This window comes from Campylobacter concisus (assembly GCF_003048575.1).
Taxonomy (GTDB): Bacteria; Campylobacterota; Campylobacteria; order Campylobacterales; family Campylobacteraceae; genus Campylobacter_A; species Campylobacter_A concisus_U.
In genome coordinates this window covers 211,865-235,181 of sequence record NZ_PIRZ01000004.1, presented here as the reverse complement: position 1 = coordinate 235,181, position 23,317 = coordinate 211,865, and the positions used below count along the sequence as shown (strand labels likewise).

Here is a 23,317-nt window from a genome sequence, read left to right as displayed (position 1 = left end):
ACTTTTAGTTTTATTTATTAATTTGTCTAATCTATTATAAATTATAAAATAATAGACTGGCTCAATCGATCACTTGTTTAGATTTCAAAGATTGACTAATAGTTTAACAATTGTAAGTTAAAAGAACAACGATAAAAAGAAAAGGCTTTATTAACCAATGAAGTTAAAGGTGGTTTCTCGTTTCGTGAGCTGGAATTATATACGAGCAATACTTAAAGATAGTTGAAATATTTAGGGAATTTTAGAAAAAATTGTTAGGCGCTTAAAAATTTTAAAGTATGTATTTTTATTATAGGTTTAAGGGTTTAGTTTTTGAAATATAAATTTGGAGAGTTTTTGCTCTCCATTATATTAAACATTAGATTATATAAATTTTACACAATATCTATTAATAAGCCGCGATAAGCTCTATTTCCACAAGTGCATCTTTTGGCAAAGTCTTAACGGCTACTGTACTTCTAGTAGGATAAGGCTCTTTAAAAAATTTAGCATACACAGTATTTACTTTAGCAAAATCTCCCATATCTGCTAGAAATATTGTGGTCTTTACAGCATTATCAAAAGTAAGCCCTGCCTCAGCCAAGATATTTTTTAAATTTTCAAGAGATTGCTCAGCTTGAGCTTCTACGCTACTACTTGCAAACTCACCCGCTGGTGTGACACCAAGCTGACCTGAGATAAATAAAAATCCATTTGAGCTAATAGCTTGAGAATATGGCCCAATCGCTTGTGGAGCATTTTTTGTTGAGATTTGTTTTTTCATATTTTCTCCTTTTGAAATTTTTTAAAATCCTACTATAAATTTTCTAAATTTTTAGTCTCTAAAAGCTATAATGGACAAAATTTCAAAAGGATGAAGATGCAAAATATACTCGCACCAAATGAGTTTTTAGATGATTATGTGCTCGGTGCTGAGTTGGCTAAAAATGCTGGCATCTCATCAAATGCTTATCTTTTTTGGAAAAACGTCATAAGTGCTAAATTTGAAAACTCAAGAATAGTTTTTCTTAGAAAAAATAGCATTCCAGTCAAATTTCAAAACACTATAAAAACCTGTACGCCTTTAAATGGCCTTATTCCAACAGGCGTATTTTGTTCTTTTACCTCGCTTGCTCCTTCTCATCTTGTAGCAAAAAATGGCTCTAAGATCTACGAGCTCTTTAAATTTCATGAGATTTGCGGCATCAAATTTATAGACTTGAAGAAATTTTATGATGATTTTAATCTTAGCTATTCTTATAGAATTTACATTGAAAAGTGTAAATTTTTCTCACCTGCTCCATTTGAAAAACGCATAAAATTAACTGAAACGATGTGTCTTGGATATTATTAAAGTCCGCTAGCTAGCTTGCTAGCGGGATAAATTTATATCTTTTTGTAAGGAGCTTGGCCAACTTCGTAGAAGTTATTGCCCTCGCAGTCAATGGCAACTATTGCTGGGAAATCCTCAACTGTAAGCCTAGCAACTGCCTCTGGTCCTAGTTCTGGATAAGCTAGCACTTCATATTTTTTGATACTTTGGCTAATGAGCGCTCCGATACCACCGATAGCAACCATATAAACACAGCATGATTTTTTCATAGCTTCGACTACTGCGTCACTCCTGTAGCCTTTACCGATCATACCATTTATACCAACTTCATTTATCATAGTTGGGGTGTATTTATCCATTCTACCACTTGTTGTTGGGCCTGCTGCGCCGATAGCTTGATTTGGCTTAGCTGGAGTTGGTCCGACGTAGTAGATAGTCTCACCCTTTAGTTCAACTGGTAGTTTTTCGCCGCGTGCCAATGTTTCAGTAAGTGCCTTATGTGCAGCGTCACGAGCTGCTATGATAGTGCCTGATATTAGGACATTGTCGCCTGCTTTTAGGCTTTTTACCACCTCTTTATCAAATGGTGCTGTTATTCTTTTTACTTCTGACATTTTCTCTCCTTAAAGCTCGGCATCTGCGTGGCGTGCAGCGTGACAGTTGATGTTTATAGCAACAGGAAGACCTGCTATGTGGGTTGGATACCACTCGACATTTACTTTAACAGCAGTGGTGTCACCACCAAGTCCTTGAGGACCAACACCAGTTTTGCAAGCAAGCTCTAGTAGCTCATCTTCTAATTTGGCATATCTTGGATCAGAATTTTTACTATCGACCGAACGAACCGCCGCTTCTTTTGCCAAAAGTGCTGCCTTATCCATCGTACCGCCTATGCCAACGCCTATTGTTAATGGAGGACAGGCATTTGGTCCAGCGTATTTTACGGCCTCTAAAAAGACTTTTTTTACACCTTCTATGCCATCAGCTGGTACAAGCATTTTTAAAACTGATTTATTCTCACTACCAAAACCTTTTGGAGCTACTTTTATCTTTAGCTTATCTCCTGGCACGATTCTAGTGTGGATGACAGCTGGAGTGTTATTTGTGGTATTTTTTCTCTCAAAAAGTGGCTCAGCAACAACTGACTTTCTTAGGTAGCCCTCAATGTAGCCTTCCGCAATGCCCTCATTTATCGCATCTTCAATATATCCACCCTCAATATGCACATCTTGGCCGATCTGCACGAAAACAACCGTCATACCGGTGTCTTGGCAGATAGGCGCAACGCCCTCTTCCGCAAGCTTAGCATTTTGTAAAATTTTGCCCAAAATGTCTTTGCCTAGTGACGAGCTTTCATTACTTTGAGCCTTTGTAAAAGCAGCCTTTAAATCTGGCGTCACAACATAACAGGCCTGTTTGCAAAGCTTGGCAACGACTTCTCTTATATCTTTTACATTTATTATTCTCATCTTTACTCCTCGTAAAAAACAATTTTTAATTATATTAACTATATTTAAAATTTAAGATTAAATTTTACTGCTGTATATCTACTCGAAAAAATTTATATGAGTTTATTTTGTTTGACTACAACTAGAATACTTGTCTGAAACAAAAATTTAATGAGATAAGCAATGGTAAAATTGAGTCTATAGCATCACAATATTGATAGAAATTTACATAACATGGCTTATTTAAGCCATAAATATATAAATTTAAGACTGAATGCTCTCCTCTTCATTTTTTATCTTTTTTCTAACTTTTACACGTGAGATACTGGCTCCATCCATCTTTCTTACTTCGTAGTAGCAGTTTTCATCCTCGATCTTGTCCCCAACTACTGGCAAACGACCGATTAAGTTGAAGACATATCCACCGATCGTTACTTGATCTGTCTCTTCATCAAAGCTTATACCAAGAACCTCTTCTACGCTCTCTAGATCATATCTGCCTTGAAATTCATAAATATTGTCATTTATCTTTTTATAGTGCTGATCAACTTCATCGTGCTCGTCATTAAAATCACCAAGCACCTCTTCCATGATATCTTCCATCGTAAGAAGTCCGGCTGTACCGCCATACTCATCGACTACAAGTGCAGCTGAAATTTGCTCTTTATTCATCATTACAAGCACTTTTGAAATAGAAAGGCTCTCAGGCACTATGACAAATTTACGAACAATTGAGTCAAAACTCTTCTCTTTATCTTTGCTAAAGTGGAGCTGCAAAATATCTCTAATGTGTATCATGCCCAAAATAATATCTTTTGAGCCGTCTATATAAGGAAAGCGAGTGTATTTTGACTCAAATACGACTTGCAAATTCTCTTCAAAACTCTTTTGTTTATTTATACAGATCATATCACGCCTTGGCGTCATGATCTCTTTTGCGACTGTGTCACTAAAATCAACTGCATTTTTAATGATCTCAGTCTCAAAGCTATCAAGCACGCCGCCCTTTAAGCTCTCACCAACGATGATTTTTATCTCTTCTTCAGAGTGAGCTAGCTCATTCTCTTTAGCTGGCTGGATACCTAAAATTTTAAGTCCAATGGTCGCTAAAATATCAAAAAGCTTAATTACAGGCGAAAATAGCACCCAGAAAAAGTGAAGTGGACGAGCGATTTTTAACACTGAAGTCTCGGCCTTTGCGATAGCAACTGACTTTGGCACAAGCTCACCCATTACAACGTGAAGTAACGTAATAAGCGTAAATGCGATCGCAAAACCAACCGTATGAACTAAGATATCACTAAAGTTGAAGAAATTTTTAAGCGGTGCTTCTATAAGTCTTGCAACTGCTGGCTCACCGATCCAACCAAGAGCAAGTGAGCTTAGTGTGATACCAAGCTGAGTAGCACTAAGATAAGTATCAAGCTTGTTTGACATCTCAAAGGCAAGCTGAGCGTTTGGTTTTTTTTCTTTGATAAGTTCTTCAAGTCTAGACTTACGAACTTTAACAAGAGAAAATTCTGATAAAACAAAAAAGGCATTTAGTAAAATGAATACAATGGCAAGTATTACCATTAAAAGCGAATTATCGCTACTGGGGTTCAATTATGATCCTTAAGAGTTAAAAATTTTTGCCTGATTATAGCGAATTTATATTTAGCGGTCAAATTATCCACGCCCAAAAGTAACAACATTTCTTAAATTTAAGATTTATAAAAAGTTCTTAAATCATATTTTGATAACATTATTTTCATCACTAAATTTATGGATTTTACAATGAGCAAAAAGAATTTTTCATCGCGCTGGGCATTTATATTGGCCTGTGTTGGATCAGCAGTTGGCATGGCAAATGTCTGGGGCTTTCCTTATAAACTTGGCACAAATGGCGGTGCAGCGTTTTTACTCATCTATGTTTTTTTCATAGCTCTTTTTTCATACGTTGGTCTAAGTGCGGAGTATGCGATTGGCAGACGTGCAAAAACTGGTACGCTTGGATCATATAAATATGCTTGGCAAAGTAGAAAATTAGGCGTATTTGGTAGTATTATTGGTTGGCTTCCACTTGCTGGTTCACTTTGTATAGCCATCGGCTACGCAGTCATCATCGCCTACGTGCTAAAAGCCCTTACTCAGGCACTTACTGGCTCATTTATGAGCGTTGATACGAACGTTTGGTTTAACTCATTTGCACTTCAAGATTACTCAGTCTTGCCTTATCATTTTATTATCGTTGTTGGCACGCTTCTTACACTATTTTTTGGGGCAAAAAGTATCGAAAAAACAAATCAAATAATGATGCCACTATTTTTCGTATTGTTTAGCATTCTGGCTATAAATGTCGCAATGCTACCAAATGCGTTTGATGGGTATAAATTCCTTTTTATCCCTGACTTTAGTAAGCTTGCGGACCCGATGGTATGGGTTTCTGCGATGGGTCAAGCCTTTTTCTCGCTCTCCATCACAGGATCTGGCATGATAGTTTATGGAGCTTACCTTTCAAAAGATGAAGATATCGTTGAAAGTGCTAAAACTACGGCTTTTTTTGATACTATCGCAGCTCTTGTGGCCGCTCTTGTTATGATCCCAGCAGTCTTTGCCTATGCTATGGATCCAGCCGAAGGTCCAAAACTACTTTTTGTAACGCTTCCTAAAATTTTACAAAATATGATCGGCGGACAAATTTTTGCCATTATTTTATTTACAGCTGTTATCTTTGGTGGCATCACCTCGCTTCAAAATATGTTTGAAGTAGTCGCCGAGTCACTAATGCATAAATTTCCGCTCCTTAGTAGATTTTGGACACTCACGCTACTTTGTGCAGTTTGCTTTGGCATAGGAGCATTTATGGAGCCTATTAGCAGTTGGGGGCCTTGGATGGACTTTGTGTCGATCTATATTATTCCAATCGGCGCGGTAATCGGAGCTATTTCTTGGTTCTGGATTATTAAAAAAGATGAAATTTTAGACGAGATAAATTCTGGAGCAAATAAATCTTATGGTAATTTCTGGTATTTTGTAGGCAAATTTATCTACGTTCCGCTAACATTTTTACTTTGTATCATAGCCGTAAGTAAGGGAATTTCTTTTTAAATTTAGCTCGCCAAAAATGAGCTAAATTTAAAAATTTTTGAAGTTATCTTAGTTTTTTTGTGCCGATGTAAGTGGCAAAAATTTCTTGTGAGCCATCTTTTTTAAATAAAATAACATCGTATTGCTCAGCTTTACTGCCTTGCTCCATACCTTGGCTCTCCATCGGCATGCCAGGTACTGCGATACCAACTACATCTTTTGGCTTAAGCTCTAGTAGGCGCTTTACCTCATCGGCTGGGACATGACCTTCTATGATATATCCATCGATGATTGCTGTATGGCAGCTTGAAAGCTCTAGCGGCACGTTAAATTCTTTCTTAACTTTTGCTATATCATCTACTTTTATGACCTCTTCGCTAAATCCAGCCTTCTGCATCGCCTCACCCCAGCTAGTACAACATCCACAAGTTGGGCTTTTATAGACCTTCATATCAGCCGCAAATACAAATGTTGCAAAAAAGCCAAGAGCCAAAAATGCTAATTTTTTCATCATTTTCCTTTACGTAAAATTTGAAAAATGATATAGCTCACATTTAAATTTTATATAAATGCTTAATATTGCTTGCTATAATTCGCCAAAATTTATAAAAGGCACTTTATGTTTTCATCATTTTTTAAAGATAAAAAATGGGCACTCTGGGCTTATGGCGGAGCGATATTTATCATCTTGCTTCTTGTCTATCAAACGCACCTAAATGTCCGTATAAACGAGTGGTATAAAAATTTCTACGACATCGTGCAAAACTCAAAAGATCATGATGTAAGTGAGTTTTGGCGAGAAATTTTTAACTTTATAAAAATCGCTATGCCTTACGTCGTGACTTACACTGTGATCTCGTTTTTTGCTAGCCACTGGGTCTTTCGCTGGAGAGAGGCGATGACGTTTAGATATCTAAAATTTTGGCAAAACTGCAAAAGTGACATCGAAGGCAGTTCGCAGCGTATCCAAGAAGACGTCTACCGCTTTGCCAAAATAATGGAAAGCCTTGGTGTGCAGGTTTTAAGGGCGATCATGACGCTAATTGCCTTTATACCAGTACTTTGGGAGCTAAGTAAGAGCGTGAGTTTGCCTTATATCAAAGATATCGAAGGCTCGCTTGTTTATATCGCTTTAATAATTAGCATCGGTGGCTTAATTATTTCGTGGTTTGTGGGCATTAAACTCCCGCATATCGAGTATAACAACCAAAAAGCAGAAGCGGCGTTTAGAAAAGAGCTAGTTTACGGCGAAGATGATAAGTCTAAATTTTGCCAGCCAAATGTCATGCTAGAGCTTTTTACAGGCGTAAAGTTAAATTATTACAAACTATTTTTGCACTACGGCTACTTTAACCTTTGGCTCATCTCTTTTTCACAAATTCTTGTCATCGTACCTTATGTCATCATGGGAAATGGTCTATTTAGCGGCGTTATAACGCTTGGTGTGCTTATACAAGCTAGCAACGCTTTTTCTCAAGTTAGAGAGAGTTTTAGCGTCTTTATCGACAACTGGACGACGATAACAGAGTTAAGATCCGTAAATAAACGTTTGAGAGAATTTGAGAGAAATATAAACTATAAGGCGTAAGGGTTAAATTTAAGATATAGCATCTAAATTTTGATTTATGCGGTCATAAACCAAGCAGCACACTGAATACACTTTATCATCAGGCAAGTGTCAGGCAAATTTTAAAATTAGAGCTGGCATATCACGGCTCTAAATTTAGTGGCGAGTAGCTACGAGACCTAAATTTAGCAGTCTGTTAAGGCGAGTGAGTAAGATTTTAAAATTTGCAAAAAAGCAAATTACTATTTTTGATATCACAAAAATTAAATTTATCCCCTCGTTTAACAATGCATATCCGACTCAGGCTATAATACGCGAAATTTTAGTCCAAAAAGGATAAAAATGAAAAATTTTATACTTACTTTATTAGTGTCCAGTTTGCTCTTCACTGGCTGCTCAAGCGTTACAAAAGCAGGCGTTGTTGGTGCTGATCGTAAGCAATTTATGCTAGTCTCATCAGAAGCTATGGAGCAAAGCTCAGCCCAAGCCTATGTCAAGACGCTAACAGCTGCTAGAAGTAAAGGCGAGCTAAACGTCGATCCGATCCTTACAAAAAGAGTTCAAGATATCGCTAAAAGACTCATCGCTCAAACTGGTGTTTTTAGAGATGATGCTCTAAAATGGAAGTGGCAAGTAAATGTCATTAACGAGGATACGCTAAATGCTTGGTGTATGCCAGGTGGCAGGATAGTCGTTTATAGTGGCATCATAAAAAGGCTAAATTTAACAGATGCACAGCTAGCTGCAGTCATGGGGCACGAGATCGCACACGCTCTTAGGGAGCACAGCAGAGAGCAAGCAAGTGCTGATCAGATGAAAAGCATAGGTATCTTTGCAATAGCTACAGCTACTGGCCTTGGCGATCTTGGAGCTAATGCTTTAAATTTAGCTAGCGAATACACCATATCTCTGCCGTTTTCTCGCTCGCATGAGACCGAGGCTGATCACATCGGTACTGAGCTAATGGCAAGAGCTGGATACGATCCAAAAGAAGCGGTCGAAGTCTGGGTAAAAATGAGCAAGATGAGTGGCGGAAAGGTGCCTGAAATTTTAAGCACACACCCATCAAACGAGAGTAGGATAAAAGATCTAAAAGAGATCGCAGCAAAGCTTGAGCCGATCTATCAAGTAGCTAAAAGAAGCTAGGCTTGATCGAGCGAGCAAATTTAAGCGACCTTGAAGCAATCACGCAAATTTACAATGACTACATTTTAGATAGAAGTGCGACTGCTGATATGCAGCCAGTTAGCACAAAGGAGCGAGAGCCTTGGTTTAACGCCCACGGCAGCTCGCGCCCTATCTTTATCTACAAAGAAAATGATGAAATTTTAGGCTACTGCTCACTGAGTGACTTTAATCCAAAAATCGCTTACGATATAAGCGTAGAGATAAGCATCTATGTCGCTAAAAAGGCTCTTAAATGGGGCATCGGCAAACAGCTTTTAGCCCACAGCCTAAATGAAGCTAGAGAGCTAAATTTAAAAAACATCATCGCACTAATCTTTAGCAAAAACAAAGCAAGCCTTGGGCTGTTTTTGAAATTTGGCTTTGAAAAATGGGGCGAACTGCCTGGCGTTTGCCTGATGGATGGCGAGCACAAAGATGTCGTTATCTTGGGACTAAAGCTCTAAAAGCCAAGCATTAAGCAAATAAAGATATAATTCCACTTCTTCATGGGTAGATGTCCGAGCGGTTTAAGGAGCACGCCTGGAACGCGTGTGTGGGGCAACTCACCGAGAGTTCGAATCTCTCTCTGCCCGCCATTATTTATAAGCAATTATAATCTTTTATAAACATCAACCTTTACTAACCAATTTTAAAATATAATTGATACCATTTCTATTCTATTATTTACAATATGAATTAAAATAATACAATTGCTAATGTTTTAAGAGCGAGGAGCGGTGATATTAAAATTAATAGTAGAGTTATTATCTTTTTTTGGTGAATACTTTTTATCGTACTCTAAAGACTTAATAAGGCACATTGTAGCAATAAAAATTATAATTACATTAAAAAGCCAAAGTTTTGAGCAACATCCATTATTTTCTCTTTTACCAAAATGTATTTCTCTAATAAAGTTAAAAAGCAAATTTAATATATTGACTATAAAAATACCTAAGAAACATATAATTGCTACAAGTTTGAGAGTATTGGGCTTGTCTATATTTTGCAAAACAGAAGCAGAGAAAGACATATTTGCAACAAAAGCTATTATAATAGAAGCAAATATACCTAAAATAGCAATATAATTTGCCTGTGTTTTCTCTATAACATTCTTTACTTGTTCTATTTCATTTTTTGTTATTTGAATGCTTTCTTTTGTTTTGTTTACTTCCTCGGATTGTTCGTTTATTTTATTCTCAGTATTTTGAATATTGCTTTCTGTTTTTCTTATTTGCTCGCTTGTGCTTGTCATAAATTGAAGTTGAACTGCCTCTAAATTTATATGATCATATAATTTGAACAAATGCCTTAAAAATTCTTCTTCATTTTTGTCACTTGCTTTTAAACTCTTTTCTACCTCTTTATAAATCTCTAATAGCTTATTCGCAATTATAGTTATCTTGGTTATATCGCCCTTCGATATACTTATCAAAGAAGCATTAATAGATGAGTAGCTATGTCTAAAATTATCTTTATATATTTCTCTTAATTCACTTACAAGATTGTCGTTTGGTGCTTCTTCTGTACGACATAAATTATTTAATATCTCGTATAACTTATTGTCACTATCTCTATTAATACTGGGGTCTAATTTCCCTTCCCAGCTATATGGATCATTTAGTTTCATTTTTTATTATTTTTTATTTCTTTAGCAAAATCATTCATTAATTCTCTTGATATTTCCTTGTTGCAACTTTTATTATAAAAAGTTTTATACCACGGCGTATCCTTTTTATGGCTCTTTTCTACCAAATCCCACGCTGGGGTATCAGCAAGACTATCTATTTTATTATTTAACCTATCTAGATAGTCATCAGGGAAATTTTCTTGGAATTCCTGCTTAATTATTATTGGGCTAGCTGCCAACATGGAAAAATTTTTATAAACTGCCGGAATAACTGGACCATATTGCCAAGCTTCAAAATTATCATCTATTAGTCTTTCCTCGGTCTGAACAAGGAAAGTCATATCCAAGAAATATAGTATTTTTTGGAGCTTTAAATTTGTTATAGGACGCCCTGTTTCAATGCACCTATTAATTACATGTGCTGCCACATCCATCGCTTTCATTTTTTGCTCCTTTAGATAAAAATTAATTGAATTATATAAAGAACTTTAAGACTTTTAAATGTCTAAAATAATTATAGTGGTAAAAATATGAATTAATTTATTTGTATATTATCAAAAAAAAGTCAAAAATATATTAAATTTTTAAAATAAGTAAAACTAAACAGACAAATATTTTAAACCTAAAGTGCTAAAATCTCCTAAATTTAATACAAATTTATAAAACCCCAAAAGGACAAAAATGATCGAGCATTTACTGCTATTTTTTGCACTGCTAGCTATCATCATCGCTTTAGTGATGGTCTCAAACCGCCTAAACGTCGCCTATCCTGTGCTTTTGGTCCTTGGTGGGCTTGCCATTAGCTTTGTACCAAATTTGCCAAGCATTAAGATCGATCCCGAGCTTATTTTCATCATATTTTTGCCGCCACTTCTTTATGAGGCTGCGTGGGCAAACTCGCTAAAAGAGCTCTATAGATGGCGCCGAGTGATTGGCAGTTTCGCCTTTATCGTGGTTTTCATAAGCGCAGCAGCGGTTGCTTTGATAGCAAATTTAGTGATCCCCGGCTTCTCGCTCGCCCTTGGCTTCATGCTAGGAGCCATCGTCTCGCCACCAGATGCGGTGAGCACGGCAGCTATCCTTAAATTTGTCAAAGCCCCACGCAGGATCAGCGCTATTTTAGAAGGCGAGAGCCTTTTAAATGACGCCTCCTCGCTCATCATCTTTCGCTTCGCCGCAGTTGCAGTGACGACTGGGCAGTTTGTCTGGTACAAGGCGGCAACAACCTTTTTATGGATGGTGGCTGGTGGCATTTTGGCAGGTCTTGTGGTGGCGTTTGTGGCTTATTTTTTACATAAAATTTTGCCAACTGACGAAAACAGCGACACGATAATGACGATCACGACGCCTTATATCATGTATATCTTGGCTGAGGAGCTAGGTGCTAGCGGCGTTTTGGCGGTGGTTTGTGGCGGACTTTATCTCTCAACTAAAAGAAATGAAATTTTCACCGCTTCAACAAGGATCCACGCGGTGCCCGTTTGGAGCAACTTCATTTTCTTGCTAAACGGCCTTGCTTTTACCTTGATCGGCCTTGATCTGCCTGAAATTTTAGCAGGGCTAAAGCGTAGTGGTGTCTCGCTCTTTGAGGCGATCTTTTACGGCGTTTTGGTCACTGCCGTGCTCATCGTCATTAGGCTTTTGGCATCATACGGAGCCGTTTATATCACGATGTTTATGAAGCGTTTTATCAGCGTGGCGGACGATCGCAATCCAGGTAAAGCGACGCCGTTTATCGTTGGCTGGGCTGGCATGAGGGGCGTAGTCTCGCTAGCTGCGGCACTTTCTATCCCTGCCATGGCCGGTAGCGAGCCCTTTCCGCACAGAGACCTTATCTTGTTTATCACCTTCGTAGTGATCTTGCTAACGCTCGTAGTTCAGGGCTTAAGCTTGCCACTACTCATAAAAAGTGTGAAATTTCCAGACTTTAACGACCATATGCCAAATGAGCTTGCAAGGATCAAGATCAAAAAGGCGCTTGCCGAGGCTTCGCTTAAATTTAAAAAAGAGAAATTTGTGGGCGATGAGAATTTTTTATTTTAAAAGTTTGAAGAGGTTTGGAATTTCGAGCTTGAGAGTAAAAAATTTGAGATCAGCGACGAGACAAGACAGAGGTATTTTAAAATTTTAGAGGAGCAAAGAAAGGCGCTTTGTGAGCTAAACAAAGACCCAAAGATCGACGAAGAGGTCATTAGGACGTTTTTATATCACATCGACCTTGAGGAGCAGAGGTGGCAGCCGCATAGCGAGCACTAAAATTTTCTTCCGACATTGCAACTTACCGCACCGCAAAATCTCTTGCCAAATTTAGCCTCGACGATAAGCACGAGAACAAAAAATATCTTCTCATCATTTAGCCGTGCGATCTGACGTAAGCTCTGGCTAGCGTCATTAAATTTAACATCATTTTCTCGCAAGCTATTGCAAAACTGGACCTCATCAAAGCCAAGCATGCGTGAAATTTCACTGATGCTGTAAGGCTCAAGCGAGGCTATGATGCGGTCCATGTTGCAAATGGTCGGGTTTTTGCGGTGCGTGGTGACGTCGATCATCTCATTTACGAGCTTTACTAGCTTTCTTCTGCGGTTAAAAAGGTGCAAGATCACAGCACAAACGATCAAAGCTCCTGCAAATTTGTGCGCGCTCATCATCCACTCATTATAATCACCCATGGCGAAATTTAGCCCAGTAAATGCAAGCAGACATATCCCAAGCGCAAGAGCGCAAACAAGGCAAAATTTATAGATCACTTCCACTTTAAGCAATGCAAATTCCTTAGTTTTTTGAAATTATACACCTACTATGCAAAAAATGAATGGCGCCAACTAGAAATTTAGCTGGCGCGTTAGAGTAAATTTAGCTAAAACTTATAGTTAAAACTGAGATTAAAGGTGCGTGGATCGCCATAAACCATCATGTTTTTGCCGATGCCCTCGTAGTATTTTTTATTAAATAGATTGTCGATATTCAGCTGCACGTCAAAGTTTTTAGCAAATTTATAACCAAGCATTAAATTAGCCAAAGTGTAGCCTTTTTGTGTGATTTTATCTGCGTCTTTGTAAATTTTACTCTTATACATAGCTCCAGCCCCTACTCTAAAGTCTCTAAATTCATACTTTGCAAATAAATTTGCCGTGCTTCTTGATGAGTCGGTGGCGTATTTCTCGCCATTAGCATCTTTTGCGTTAAAGTGCGTTGCGCCAAAGCTTAGGCTTAAATTTTTAGTGATCTCGCCATTTAGATCTAGCTCGACACCCTTGCTTGTGACGCCTTTGCCAGCTTCATATATGTCGGCATTTGTCGCTGGATTTTTCATGCCAGTCTTTATGCCAAGCTTGTCTTGCACGATCTTAAAGACGCCAAGACTTGCTTGAAGCGCCCCGTCAAAATACTCGCCTTTGATACCCACTTCATAGTCCTTGCCTTGGATCGGATCAAGATACTTGTCATTTGCATCCTTTGCGTTTTGAGGCTTAAATATACTCGTGTAGCTAGCATATAGAGTATGGTTTGCTCCGATGTCGTAAGTGATGCCAAGATATGGTGTGATCTCATTTGTGAAATTTCTATTGTCTTTGCCGCCCTCTATCTCGTATTTGTAGTAGCTCACCCTGGCACCTAGCAAAAATTTAAGCTCATCGGTGATTGATAGTTTATTTGCTGCGTAAAACGCCTTTTGTATCGTTTTGTCTTTATTGTTTTGATCTTCGTAAGGGAATTTTGGATCATCAAGGTGTAAATTTTTAAAGTCTATCCTGCTTCTAGCTGTATAAGCAAGCCCAGCTGGCGTGGTCTTTTGCAGCCAGTAGCTACTTACTTTATCGGAGCTGTTTTGGTAGTTGTTATACATCGCGCCGAAAACTGCCTCGTGAGGCAAGCTAAACGCTTCGTAAGGTAGGTTTACGTATGCGTCTACGTTGTGAATATTTTCTTCGCGTTTGTTTGCGTAGGCGCTAAGTCCGCCGATATCGCCTGTGTCGTCTAAATTTACCTTGCCGCCGTAGTAGAGCAAATTAGTATCCGTATTTGCGCGGCGGAAGGAGTAGGAGAGATTTAGGCTGGCTTCATTTTCAAAGTAGTGCTTAAAATCAGCGTAAAAATCAAGTGTCTTTATATCCCACCTTGTCCAAGGCTGAGAGAAAATTTCACTTTTGCCAAAATTTGTCCTAGAGCCATCTGTGTAAAATGCTGGCATACCGCCCCATCTAATGCCGTGACGTTTTAGCTCTTGATAAAACGCACCAAGACTAAGCCATGAGCTATCGCCTATATCGCTATCTACGACGCCATAAATTGCGCTATTTTTGCGGTTGTAATAATCCATATAAGAGTGCGACTTCTCATGCATAAATGAAAGCCTCGCTCTGACGCTTCCGCTCTCATTTACCGGCGTTTGTACATCACCATTTACGCCATATCTATCGTATGAGCCAGCACTTACACCAAAATTCCCTTTTAGCTCCTTTGAGTCCGCCCTTTTTCTTATGAAATTTAAGCTAGCAGCTGGGTTGCCAGCACCTGCAAATAGGCCATTTGCTCCCTTTACCACCTCAACTCTTTCATAAGGTAGCAAGCTCATATCGTTTGCACCAAGGCTAAAGCCACCAAAGCTAGGCATCGAATCAAGCAAGTAATAATCTATCGCAAAGCCACGAGCTGTTGGATATACGCGCTCGTCCCATTTGTTTAGCGTGACGCCTGGGATATTTCTAAGAAGCACTTGATAGTCCTTGATGCCTTGATCTTTTAGCCTAGCCTCTGTTAGCACAGTTAGCGACTGGGGCGTTTGACGAGAGGTCAAATTTGGCCTAGTTGTACTCTTTACAAGCTCTTTTGCAAAGTAGTTCGCATCGTCTCTTCGCTCGCTTTCTACGACATCAATTACTTCTAAAATTTTATCGCTTTGGCTAGCAAAAATTTGAGGTTGCATCAAATTTAATGCAACCAAACTAATTAAAATTTTTTTCATTTTTTCTCCTTTTAAAATTTCTTTTAATCCACAAATAAAGCCCTGAAATGCTCAAAATAAGCGGTGAAATGCCGACTAAAACCAGATAAATTTTGTGATTTGGTTGTAGTTACCAAAGTGCGATTTTCTAAATGCTGAGAGAATTTCTTCGCTTAGATTTGCATTTTTTATGTCCAAAATGCTTACTAATTCGCCGCTATTTTTATCGTAAGTTAATATGCTTGAATATTCGTTATGCAAGAAATTTTGATCTTTTACATAGCCAAAAAGGCGTATGTTTGCTCCTTGCATAAAAGGCAGTGAGATGAAGTGTGGCTCAAAGCCAGCAAGATCATTTTTTGAGCGGGTCACCAGCTCGTCAAGAGATAGGCTTTTGTTATAAATTTTTGCATCTATAACGAAGTCATTTTTAAACTCTGGCATGCGTGCCATTTGAAATTCCCACCAAACACCACTTATGCAAATGAGTAGTAAAATAGGCGTAGAAAAAATTCCTATCATTTTATGAATGTCGCTCATAAAAACATTTAGCCTATTTACACGAAGCCTAAGTAGTGTCAGCCAAAATTTTCTATAAATCACAAAACCACTTATGCAGATAAAAAACGTGAAAATAGCGGTTAAAGTAAGGATAACGTGACCGCTCTTTCCTAGAAATAGCGACTCATGAAGCTTTGTTAAAACTCCAAAAAATCCCTCATCATGTGCGAGTAGCTCGCTCTTTATCTTACCGCTAAAAGCGTCAAAATAGATAAATCTCCACTCTTTTTGACTATCATTGTGCTCGATTAACCAAATTTTGTCGCATTTTTTAAGGTTTGCATCGATGTTGATGCCGACCATCTCGTAGCCGCCAAGCTCGCTTGCGATGATCTCTCTTTGCTCATCAAAGCTGATCCTTTTGCTTAACTTTTCTTTGTTTAATTTATATTTATGACATTTGGAGCAAGAAGGCTGTTTAGCTCATCTTTATAAACGAGGATCGCACCGCTAAAACAAACTACTACAAGTGGAATGAAAAATAAAAGAGATAAATAGGTGTGCAATTTATAAAAAAATTTTTGATTTAGAAATTTCACTTTGTTTTAAAGCCTTTTAATAGTAGGTTTTGATAACGGCTCGCAATCTTATATAAAATTTACTTTGATAATATTTAAAACTATTATCAATTATAATTTAAAAAAGAAAAATTTTTATAGAATGTAAATTAAAAAAAATAAATAGATTTGATTTTCAAAAGAATAAACAACTCCTCTTTGTGTATACGAAAAGCCAGAAAAGGGGGAAGCAAAGACTTATCAGTTACAAAAAGGAGGGTCCATTTAGGACGATGAAATAGTATTATTTAAGCATAAATTTTAATAAAATTTTTAGTTAATAAAAAAGAAATTCCAAGTAATACTAAAGTAAATTTAACTTTAAAGAAGCTATATTTAAGAAATTTCTTTTAATTAGTGCAAGTACAAAATTAAAATAGCTAATTTTTAGGCACAAGCTCTAATACGTTGCAAGCTCGCTTGCTACCCATCTTGCAGGCTTTATCAAGAGCATTTGCAGAAAGATCAAAGCTTTGCTCAGTGCCATTTCCTTGAAGATACTTTGTCGCTAGCTCATAGCAAGCCTCACTACTACCGTCATCACAAAGCGATTTAAATATCTCAAAAGATTTTTGCGTATCTTTTTCTACGCCAAGGCCGCGTCCTAGCATATCTGCATAGATAAAGCAAGAAATTTTATCTTTATTTTCACACTCATTTGAAAGCTTTTTTGTAAAGCTCTCGCAAGCTTTAGCGTTACTTTTATTAATACACTCTTGCATATTTATATCCCAGTTTGCATTCAAAGATAGAAATGCAAATGCTAAAAATAAAATGGATTTTTTCATAAATTTCCTTGGAAGAAGTTAGCTCCCTTTGGGGGAAAGGGAGCTATTACAAAAAGGAGGTTTCTTGTTGGACAAGTGGAATAATACAAGTTTCGTCTAAATTTAAAACCAACTTTTCTTTAACAAAAAACAATCTCAAACCAAATCTTTTTTACTAAAGGCAAAATAGCCACAAACTAGCAAAATAATGCCTAATAAGAGCGGATAGATAATCGCATAAGCTACAAATGTCGCTTTTGGAAAGGTGCTTAAAATAAAATAAGACGCAGTACCGATAACTGCTAAATTTGGATCAAAAAGACTAAGTGCTGCTATCCTGAAAAGTTCTATCGGATTTAGTATAGCAATAGCGTAAATAACGTACTCATCAACCGAGCTTCGCATAAGAAGTCCAATTAATGCTAGATCAATGAACGCAAGCATTATAAGCCAAAGTAAAAACGCCACGCCTTGGCCTGTCTCTTGATTTTTAATCACGCTTGAGATAAAAAATCCAAGCGATAAAAAAATGATGCTTAAGCTAAAAAGTAGCCCAAAATAAAGTGTTAATACACCCCAAGGTATCGCAACACCTTTTATAAAACCAACAATAACACAAAGCAAAAGAGCAAACAAAAGTGGTACAAAAACAACAAATGTACGACCCAGTGCCTTACCAAAGTAATACTCTCTAAGGCTTAGTGGGAAGCTAAGGATGTATTCAAGCAAATTTGTATCTCTATCTTGATTTATGCTTCTTACGGTTGAGATGAGAATAAAAATAGGCACAATGATGACACAAATTTGAATAAACAAAAGCAGTGCTCTAGTAAGCCCAGAAAAGCCGAGCACACGTGAGTCAGTCACGCCACTAAATAAAAACCCTATCATCAAAGCAGAAAAAAGCGCAGCATATATCACAAACCATCTTGAGCGAAAAGACTCTTTTACATCAAGCTTTGCTATTAAAAAAAGATTATTCACTCTTGCTCCTTAAATTTTCTTCTTTGATGATCTTACCAAGATCCATATAGACGCATCTATCTAATAAATTTGCTATCTCATCGATACGGTGTGAAATAAAAACAAGTGTTTTGTTTTGCGTGAAGTTATCAAGTAAATTTTTAAAAGAAAGCCTTGCTTTCACGTCAAGATTTGCCGTTGGCTCATCAAACATCAAAATTTCACTATCCTTAGCAAATGCGATAGCTATTAGCATCTTTTGTTTCATTCCGCCAGAGAGCTTATAAAATGGCTTATTTAAATTTGCATGTAGATCAAGCTCTAAAAGCTTGCTAAATTTCTCAATCTCTTCAAATTTTATATTTGAGCTTTTATAAACAAACTCACAAAGCTCACGTAGATTAAATTTAAGCGGTGGTGGAGTTTGTGGCACAAATGAGATAAATTTCAAAGCCCCTTTTCTATCTTTTAGGGTATTTACGCCATTTATCGCGATACTTCCGCTATTTGGGATAAATTCTCCTAAAATGATACGCATGAGCGAGCTTTTGCCAGCTCCATTTTGTCCAAGTATTGCTATTTTTTCACCAGATTTTACATTTAGGCTAACATTGTCAAGTATCCTTTGCGAGCCAAAAATTTTAGTTACTTCTTTTATATCTATCAAAAATTTTCCTTATATGAGTTTTTTAAAGCCGTTGTCAAATTTTAGTGCATCTTGATGACACACATCAATACACCTACCACAAAGCGTACAATCAGCACCAGCTATCCTAAAGATATTTTTGCTCTCGTCAAGCTTTGCTCCCTTTTTTGTCATAAAAAGCACGTGAGGCACTAGACAAACATCGGTACAAACCAAACAATGATCGCACTTCTCTTTATCCCAGCTAACTTTTATGGCATTTGGTTTAGCTAGCACTGAGTAAGTCGCTCCGATAGGACAGACATACCTACACCAAGCTCTACGTGAGAAGAAAATTTCAACCATAAGCATAGCCACAACGAACCAAATAGCATGAAAATAGCCATAGATAATAAATCTTGAAAAAATCCCAACAACATTAAAAATTTCAAATGTAAGGCTTGCACTAGCAAAGCTAAGAGTTAAAAATAAAATGGTGAAAACATATCGCCACTTTGTGTCAAAAACTCGTGGTTTTACTATCTTTTTAGCACGCAAATTTTCATGGATCTTCTCAGCTATTTCGCTTATTAATGAATAAGGACAGATCCAAGAGCAAAAGCCTCTACCGCCAAAAATAATATAAAACGCCAAGATACTAAGTGAGCCAATTATTAAATTTACATGGATTTCATGTGTCGCCAAAAAGACTTGCAGGCTCATAAAAGCATCTGCCAAGTGAAAACCAAATATCCTTGAGGCACTGATGTCGCCTTCTAAAATTTGTATATCAACCCTATATGAAAGCACAAATAAAAGATGGACTAAAATAATGGTAAAAATGCGCCAAAAACGTATACTAGGACGCTTCTTACCATCTTTTGTGGTTGTGATTAACGTGCTTAGAAAGCTTACATTTCTAATCGTCGCACGAGTGTTATATTTGTCCATTTTTACTTTTTAAATTTAGAAATTTCATCTGCAAGGCTTTCAAGCTCGCTATCACTAACATTTGTAAGTAGCCCCTTCATAAGTGAGTTTTGTACCTTACCAGCTTTATAATCAGCCAGCTTTTTAAGTAACTCTTCTTTACTTAGGTGTGTTATATCGGGAGCTACGACACCTTTTGCATTTGCACCATGACACGGAGCACAAGTTGTTAGATACTGCTTGCTAACGCCTTCATTGTGCACTTTAGCCACACTTAGACTTAGCTCTTTTACCTTTTTTAGCTCATCTTCGCTGGCAAATTCTTCACTAGACTTTGGCTGCTCTTTTGTAAAATTTTGCTCTACTTTTGGCTGAACATTAGTTGCTACTTTTTCCTTTTTAGGCGGAGTCTGGCTTAACATAAACACCATGATACCGCAAATTGCTACTGCTAAAATAATGGTTATAATCTTTCCTACTTTCATTATTTGCTCCTAAATTGTGTATTAAAATCACTGATTTCTTTAGCTAAATTTCTGATTTCACTATCATCCATTTTTTTAACAAGGTCTCGCATTAAAACATTGACTTTTTCTTTATTTTTATAAGCATTTATCATTGTATAAATTTCATTTTCACTTTTTGTTAAAAGTGATGGCCCGATGATGCCATTTGCGTAATCATCGTGACAAGCTGAGCATTTTGTAATGAAATTTTTACTAAGTCTGCCCTTTATAAGTCTTAAATTTATAGTTTGAAGAGGGGTTCTTACCATTGCTAAAGCACCGATTTGACGGCTTACGTTATTATCTTCAAGTCCAAATTTTACGCTCTTTTCGCCGTGCATATCGTATTTTATGAAGTCATTTTGTTTATTTGTGCTTTGGTTATTTTCTTTTTTTTCAACCTTTATGCTAGCACTAGTAGCTACATTTATTGGTTGCTCGCTAGCTGCTTTTTGCGCTTTGTCATCGCTCTTTTCACAGCCGACAAATAGCAAAGCAGCAGCCACTAAGGACATTATTAATCTCATTCTTTCTCCTTATAAATTTCATCATAACTCATTTTTGGGGCTATATTTATAATTTTTACAGGGCAAACCTCAGCACACACCCCACACCCAACACAGCCATGCTTTATGAGCGGTAAATTTGCTTCGCTCATTACTATTGCACTATCGCCAACTGGGCAAATACTGACACAAAGGTCACAAATTTGACCGATTTTGCCTTTTATCTTATCTTTTTCTGCCTCTTCTCTATCGTTATAAACTTTGCGGACAAGCAAATCTTCAACGCCATCTTCGCTTAGTTTTTCTCTTTTTAGGCACATACAGGCATTTGCATTACTCAAGACAGCAACGCCCATTTTCACATCATCAACAACTTTTGTAGCATGATCTAACGCACCACTTGGACAGGCGAGCACACATGGGAAAAGATCACATAAATAGCAACCTCTCTTTTTAGGATCGATGTATGCTGTACCATTTGAATATCCATCTTTTATATCAAGCAAACTTATACTGTGATAAGGGCATACCTGCACACACTGACCACATTTGACACAAAGATCATCAAAGTCATCAACCGCACCTGGTGGTCTAAGATAGAGTTTATCGCCGCTACTTTTTGGCAAAATTTTACCTATGCCATATCCTGTGACAGCTGCGACTGAGCCTAAGATTATAAATTTTCTTCTATCCACGCTTTGCCTTTAACGCGTTAAAATTTGAAGCATCAAGTGGTTTTATCCTTGGCGTGCTATCTTCAAGTAGCTTTACTGGCTCAGAAAATGGCGCAAGTTTGGCTAAAAAATTTAAGATACTAAAGACACTTGAGCCATAGAAAAACTGCAAATTCGGATAGTACTGCCAAAGCTGATCGGCATATGATAGGTGTATAAACGGCGTATCACCATAGCCATCTTTATCTCTATCAAAGCTCTCATACTCATCATAATAATTTTTACTCCACCGATTTAATGCCATTTTATCACCTGGAGTATCGTTTGCAACGATATCCATATTGCCTATAAAATCATTATTTTCAAATATGCTTGTCCCCTGAGTAGCGTGAAAATATACGCCGACTACGTTGTGTAAAATTTTATTGCCTAAGAAATTTATCGTTGAGCCTGGCTGAAACGGCGAGTTATCAAGCAAAATTCCTCTCGCATTATAGATAAGTGTATTATTTTCGATAGTAAAATTTGAAACATCTTTTAGACCAATACCAATACCAAAAGCGCCGTCACTATCCATAACAAGATTATTTTTTATATTTGAGCCAGCCGAATACATAAAAAACATTCCGACTGCATTGCCGATAAAATCATTGTTTTCGACTAAATTTTGATTTGCATACATAAAGTGAAGCGAGTATCTACCGCGAATCGCTTTATTTTTTAAAAATTTATTGTGACTTGCATACCATGCAACCATATCACGGCTATCATAAATATAATTGCCTTCGATTAAATTTTCATGACTATACCAGAGTCTAACGGCATCACCTCTAAAGCCAAGACTGGCTCCCTTTTTAGAAGTGATGTTATTTTCAGTGATCTTTGAGCTACTACACTCTTTAAAATCAACCCCAAAAAGCACATCACTCAAGTCATTTTGCGTAATCAAGACATTGTTTGCTTTATCACAGCCAATGCCAGCATCTAGCTCACCAAGGTCATTTCCGCTACCGCTTATCTTTAAATTTCTAAGCGTAACATTTGAGGCAATAATCTTTACAACCGTGCCTTTACCATTTCCTTTTATGTGAGCATTTTTGCCCTCACCAACTATACTAAGCGGCTTATTTATAGTTATGCTTCCTTCATAGATGCCGTCCCCTAGCTTTATAACATCGCCAGGGCTAGCGTTATTTATTGCATCTTGAAGGATATTTGCAGAGCTAAAAATAGGCAAGAAAGCGAGGGCGAAAATAAAAATTTTACGCATTTAGCTCTTTTTTCTTTGAAAATACTGCAAGTATGCAAAATACACTCATAGCAACCATAACCCAAAATCCGATACTTGGATAAGAGTGCGTTGTAAATTGCGCAACGCTACCATCGCCTAAAACTGTTGGCATAAATGGTTTAATCTTAAATGCGCCCCACTCTTGCATATTGTGTCCATACCAATAAAGCCATCCTGCAAATGCGCTCATAAATAGCACAGGCGCGATAATCGTTGGAACCATAAGAAGTGAGTTAAATTTGCCGTTGTAATACAAAAATGCAAGCATACAAAGCGTTGAAATAAGCAAATAATAAGGTGCTATCGCTCGCTCTAAATTTCCGCCATGCTCCATAGGATACATACCAATGTAGTGATTTATCGTATTCATCTCATGCACGTCACCACTATATCCATCTACGTGAAAATATACAGGAATTCCATCAGGAAAGGCTGATTTTGGATAATTTGGAGCTTCAAGAGAGACGTACCAGATAGGAAAAGATGGTGTACCAATCTCTGCTTTTTGTTCGATCATCTTATGAAGATCGCTTGCTACATCTTTTGATAAAAGGTGATTTTTATACTGAAATGAGCTATAAAGATTATAGATACCGTAAGTATAAGATGGTAGTTCATCACCATCAGCTATACGCTCTTTTGCTCCGTGCCAACCAAGAACAGGCAAAGTAAAACAAACAGTCATTAAGACAAGTGCAACAATGGTATAAATTTTATATTTACTCATGATCTCTCCTTTAAATTTTAAAATTTCATCTGCTAAAAATAAAATTTTAAAATTTAAAAAGGGGCAAAACGC

Annotated in this window: 26 protein-coding genes and 1 tRNA gene; 7 read left to right on the top strand and 20 right to left on the bottom strand. The window is 37.3% G+C overall.

Annotated elements, in window-relative coordinates:
- Positions 1-388 precede the first annotated feature (388 nt).
- Positions 389-763 (bottom strand): RidA family protein, encoded by a 375-nt coding sequence (locus CVS84_RS06660; protein WP_107691642.1) that lies wholly within the window; start codon positions 761-763, stop codon positions 389-391.
- A 96-nt stretch (positions 764-859) separates the two neighbouring features.
- Between CVS84_RS06660 and CVS84_RS06655 the strand changes: the two genes are divergently transcribed.
- A complete protein-coding gene (locus CVS84_RS06655; protein WP_021091958.1) occupies positions 860-1,333 on the top strand; it encodes a hypothetical protein in 474 nt (157 codons plus the stop codon).
- Between the two features lie 32 nt (positions 1,334-1,365).
- On the opposite strand, the gene CVS84_RS06650 is transcribed toward CVS84_RS06655, so the two are convergent.
- The 3 genes from CVS84_RS06650 to CVS84_RS06640 form a co-directional block, all read right to left on the bottom strand.
- A complete protein-coding gene (locus CVS84_RS06650; protein WP_084109801.1) occupies positions 1,366-1,926 on the bottom strand; it encodes a Fe-S-containing hydro-lyase in 561 nt (186 codons plus the stop codon).
- Positions 1,927-1,935: 9 nt separating this feature from the next.
- Positions 1,936-2,781, bottom strand: a complete 846-nt coding sequence (locus CVS84_RS06645; RefSeq protein WP_107691641.1) for a fumarate hydratase — start codon at positions 2,779-2,781, stop codon at positions 1,936-1,938.
- Positions 2,782-3,024: 243 nt separating this feature from the next.
- The gene (locus CVS84_RS06640) at positions 3,025-4,335 is read right to left on the bottom strand and encodes a hemolysin family protein (protein ID WP_223154647.1); all 1,311 of its coding nucleotides are present in this window, start codon (positions 4,333-4,335) and stop codon (positions 3,025-3,027) included.
- Positions 4,336-4,536: 201 nt separating this feature from the next.
- Between CVS84_RS06640 and CVS84_RS06635 the strand changes: the two genes are divergently transcribed.
- A complete protein-coding gene (locus CVS84_RS06635; protein WP_107691640.1) occupies positions 4,537-5,850 on the top strand; it encodes a sodium-dependent transporter in 1,314 nt (437 codons plus the stop codon).
- A gap of 43 nt (positions 5,851-5,893) precedes the next feature.
- Here the strand turns inward: CVS84_RS06635 and CVS84_RS06630 are convergent, their stop codons facing one another.
- The gene (locus CVS84_RS06630) at positions 5,894-6,340 is read right to left on the bottom strand and encodes a DUF411 domain-containing protein (protein WP_107691639.1); all 447 of its coding nucleotides are present in this window, start codon (positions 6,338-6,340) and stop codon (positions 5,894-5,896) included.
- Between the two features lie 108 nt (positions 6,341-6,448).
- Here CVS84_RS06630 and CVS84_RS06625 point away from each other — a divergent pair, with 108 nt between their 5' ends.
- From CVS84_RS06625 to CVS84_RS06610, 4 genes are all read left to right on the top strand, one after another.
- The gene (locus tag CVS84_RS06625) at positions 6,449-7,417 is read left to right on the top strand and encodes a putative transporter (RefSeq protein WP_103582375.1); all 969 of its coding nucleotides are present in this window, start codon (positions 6,449-6,451) and stop codon (positions 7,415-7,417) included.
- A gap of 321 nt (positions 7,418-7,738) precedes the next feature.
- Entirely contained in the window at positions 7,739-8,542 is an 804-nt protein-coding gene (locus tag CVS84_RS06620; protein WP_107691638.1) for a M48 family metallopeptidase, read from the top strand.
- 2 nt (positions 8,543-8,544) lie between these two features.
- Entirely contained in the window at positions 8,545-9,027 is a 483-nt protein-coding gene (locus CVS84_RS06615) for a GNAT family N-acetyltransferase (RefSeq protein ID WP_107691637.1), read from the top strand.
- Between the two features lie 44 nt (positions 9,028-9,071).
- Positions 9,072-9,159 (top strand) — tRNA-Ser (locus tag CVS84_RS06610).
- A gap of 125 nt (positions 9,160-9,284) precedes the next feature.
- On the opposite strand, the gene CVS84_RS06605 is transcribed toward CVS84_RS06610, so the two are convergent.
- Together CVS84_RS06605 and CVS84_RS06600 are read right to left on the bottom strand one after the other, a co-directional pair.
- The gene (locus CVS84_RS06605) at positions 9,285-10,190 is read right to left on the bottom strand and encodes a coiled-coil domain-containing protein (protein ID WP_107691636.1); all 906 of its coding nucleotides are present in this window, start codon (positions 10,188-10,190) and stop codon (positions 9,285-9,287) included.
- Positions 10,187-10,633, bottom strand: a complete 447-nt coding sequence (locus CVS84_RS06600; protein ID WP_107691635.1) for a Panacea domain-containing protein — start codon at positions 10,631-10,633, stop codon at positions 10,187-10,189. Before CVS84_RS06600 ends, CVS84_RS06605 begins: the two co-directional genes overlap by 4 nt.
- Before the next feature lie 238 nt (positions 10,634-10,871).
- Here CVS84_RS06600 and CVS84_RS06595 point away from each other — a divergent pair, with 238 nt between their 5' ends.
- Entirely contained in the window at positions 10,872-12,233 is a 1,362-nt protein-coding gene (locus CVS84_RS06595) for a Na+/H+ antiporter (RefSeq protein ID WP_234411912.1), read from the top strand.
- A 209-nt stretch (positions 12,234-12,442) separates the two neighbouring features.
- On the opposite strand, the gene CVS84_RS06590 is transcribed toward CVS84_RS06595, so the two are convergent.
- The 13 genes from CVS84_RS06590 to CVS84_RS06535 form a co-directional block, all read right to left on the bottom strand.
- Positions 12,443-12,955: a chemotaxis protein gene (locus CVS84_RS06590; protein WP_107691634.1), complete on the bottom strand. Its 513-nt coding sequence runs from the start codon at positions 12,953-12,955 to the stop codon at positions 12,443-12,445.
- A 95-nt stretch (positions 12,956-13,050) separates the two neighbouring features.
- The gene (locus CVS84_RS06585) at positions 13,051-15,159 is read right to left on the bottom strand and encodes a TonB-dependent siderophore receptor (RefSeq protein WP_107691633.1); all 2,109 of its coding nucleotides are present in this window, start codon (positions 15,157-15,159) and stop codon (positions 13,051-13,053) included.
- A 75-nt stretch (positions 15,160-15,234) separates the two neighbouring features.
- A complete protein-coding gene (locus CVS84_RS06580) occupies positions 15,235-16,002 on the bottom strand; it encodes a PepSY-associated TM helix domain-containing protein (protein WP_265094316.1) in 768 nt (255 codons plus the stop codon).
- Positions 16,003-16,079: 77 nt separating this feature from the next.
- Entirely contained in the window at positions 16,080-16,238 is a 159-nt protein-coding gene (locus CVS84_RS09730; protein ID WP_265094315.1) for a PepSY domain-containing protein, read from the bottom strand.
- 398 nt (positions 16,239-16,636) lie between these two features.
- A complete protein-coding gene (locus tag CVS84_RS06575) occupies positions 16,637-17,044 on the bottom strand; it encodes a tetratricopeptide repeat protein (RefSeq protein ID WP_107691632.1) in 408 nt (135 codons plus the stop codon).
- 135 nt (positions 17,045-17,179) lie between these two features.
- On the bottom strand, positions 17,180-18,007 hold the full coding sequence (locus CVS84_RS06570) for an ABC transporter permease (protein WP_107691631.1): 828 nt from the start codon (positions 18,005-18,007) through the stop codon (positions 17,180-17,182).
- Positions 18,000-18,653: an ABC transporter ATP-binding protein gene (locus CVS84_RS06565; RefSeq protein ID WP_107691630.1), complete on the bottom strand. Its 654-nt coding sequence runs from the start codon at positions 18,651-18,653 to the stop codon at positions 18,000-18,002. Before CVS84_RS06565 ends, CVS84_RS06570 begins: the two co-directional genes overlap by 8 nt.
- 9 nt (positions 18,654-18,662) lie before the next feature.
- Positions 18,663-19,562, bottom strand: coding sequence for a NapH/MauN family ferredoxin-type protein (locus CVS84_RS06560; protein ID WP_103624673.1), 900 nt, complete (start codon positions 19,560-19,562; stop codon positions 18,663-18,665).
- A gap of 2 nt (positions 19,563-19,564) precedes the next feature.
- On the bottom strand, positions 19,565-20,026 hold the full coding sequence (locus CVS84_RS06555) for a c-type cytochrome (RefSeq protein WP_107691629.1): 462 nt from the start codon (positions 20,024-20,026) through the stop codon (positions 19,565-19,567).
- Complete coding sequence (locus CVS84_RS06550; protein ID WP_084109872.1) at positions 20,026-20,574, bottom strand: c-type cytochrome; 549 nt, start codon at positions 20,572-20,574, stop codon at positions 20,026-20,028. Before CVS84_RS06550 ends, CVS84_RS06555 begins: the two co-directional genes overlap by 1 nt.
- Positions 20,571-21,248, bottom strand: a complete 678-nt coding sequence (locus CVS84_RS06545) for a 4Fe-4S dicluster domain-containing protein (RefSeq protein ID WP_107691628.1) — start codon at positions 21,246-21,248, stop codon at positions 20,571-20,573. The genes CVS84_RS06550 and CVS84_RS06545 overlap by 4 nt, the downstream gene beginning before the upstream one ends.
- Positions 21,241-22,497 (bottom strand): nitrous oxide reductase family maturation protein NosD, encoded by a 1,257-nt coding sequence (locus tag CVS84_RS06540; protein WP_107691627.1) that lies wholly within the window; start codon positions 22,495-22,497, stop codon positions 21,241-21,243. The genes CVS84_RS06545 and CVS84_RS06540 overlap by 8 nt, the downstream gene beginning before the upstream one ends.
- Positions 22,490-23,245 carry a cytochrome C gene (locus CVS84_RS06535; RefSeq protein WP_107691626.1) on the bottom strand — a complete coding sequence of 252 codons (756 nt, stop codon included), beginning with the start codon at positions 23,243-23,245 and terminating at the stop codon, positions 22,490-22,492. The genes CVS84_RS06540 and CVS84_RS06535 overlap by 8 nt, the downstream gene beginning before the upstream one ends.
- Positions 23,246-23,317: the final 72 nt, after the last annotated feature.